This is a genomic window from Alcanivorax sp. HI0083 (genome assembly GCF_001635175.1).
Map to the genome: position 1 here is coordinate 1 of NZ_LWFX01000075.1, position 1,291 is coordinate 1,291.

A 1,291-nucleotide genomic window follows, 5' to 3' on the forward strand; every position below is an offset into this window, starting at 1 on the left:
AGGAAGCGCTGAAGGACCTGATCGCGCTGCAGGCGCGGCAAATCAGCATCGACAATATCCAGCGCATCGTGGCCGAGTATTACAAGATCAAGATCAACGACTTGCTATCGCCACGGCGGACTCGCTCGGTGGCGCGGCCCCGGCAGGTTGCCATGGCGCTGTCGAAAGAGCTGACTAGCCACAGCCTGCCGGAGATCGGTGAGAATTTTGGTGGCCGGGATCACACCACCGTATTGCATGCCTGTCGCAAGGTGCTGCAGCTGCGGGAATCCAATCCGGAAATCGAAGAAGACTATCAGAATCTGTTACGGACATTGACGTCCTAATCGGGGTGGCTCTGTGGCGAGCAAACCCAATAACCAGAACGGGAAAGCGCAATGAAATTCTCAATCAATAGAGAACAACTGCTCAAGCCGCTACAGCAGGTCGCCGCCGTGGTGGAAAAGCGACAGACCCTGCCGGTACTGTCCAATGTATTGCTGGAAGTGGGCGACGGCCAGCTTTCCATGACCGGGACAGACCTGGAGCTGGAGCTGGTGGCGCGCTTGCCGCTGGAAGGTGAGCAGGAGCCCGGTGAGACCACAGTGCCCGCCCGCAAGCTGGTGGATATTGCCAAGAGCCTGCCGGCGGAAGCCGATATCCGCTTTGAGGTGGATGGCGAACGCATGCTGGTTCGTTCCGGTCGCAGCCGCTTTACCCTGTCTATCCTGCCCGCCTCGGAATTTCCCAACCAGGAAGAAGATGCTGCAGGCAGCAGCCTGGAAATGAAGCCGGATGTGCTGCGTGGCCTGATCGATCGCACTGCCTTTTCCATGGCGCAGCAGGATGTGCGTTATTACCTGAACGGCATGTTGTTCGAGCTGAAGCCGGGCCGTCTGCGTGCCGTGGCTACCGACGGCCACCGCCTGGCGCTGTGTGACGCCGAGCTGGACGCGCCGGTTGAAGAAGCCTCCGTGATCCTGCCCCGTAAAGGGGTGATGGAGTTGTCGCGCATTCTCGGCGACAGCGGAGAGGCGGCTCGCCTGACCATTGGCCGCAATCATGTGCGCATCGTGGTGGGGGCGATCACCTTTACCTCCAAGCTGGTGGATGGCAAGTTCCCGGAGTATGACCGGGTGATTCCCAAGGAAGGCTCGCGCAAAGTGGTTGCAGACCGCGAAACCCTGCGTCAGGCGCTGGCCCGGGTGGCCATTCTGTCCAACGAAAAGTACCGGGGTGTGCGGGTGCAGTTGTCCGAGGGCAGCTTGCGGATCGTGGCAAACAACCCGGAACAGGAAGAAGCGGAAGAGGA

Annotated in this window: 2 protein-coding genes; both read left to right on the top strand. The window is 60.1% G+C overall.

The window, feature by feature from the left end; all coding sequences use genetic code 11:
- A partial coding sequence (locus A3754_RS00770; protein ID WP_304439766.1) for a helix-turn-helix domain-containing protein occupies positions 1-326 on the top strand: 326 nt, incomplete at its 5' end.
- A gap of 51 nt (positions 327-377) precedes the next feature.
- Positions 378-1,291: DNA polymerase III subunit beta (gene dnaN / locus A3754_RS00775; RefSeq protein ID WP_063518584.1), on the top strand; the 914-nt coding region annotated here is incomplete at its 3' end.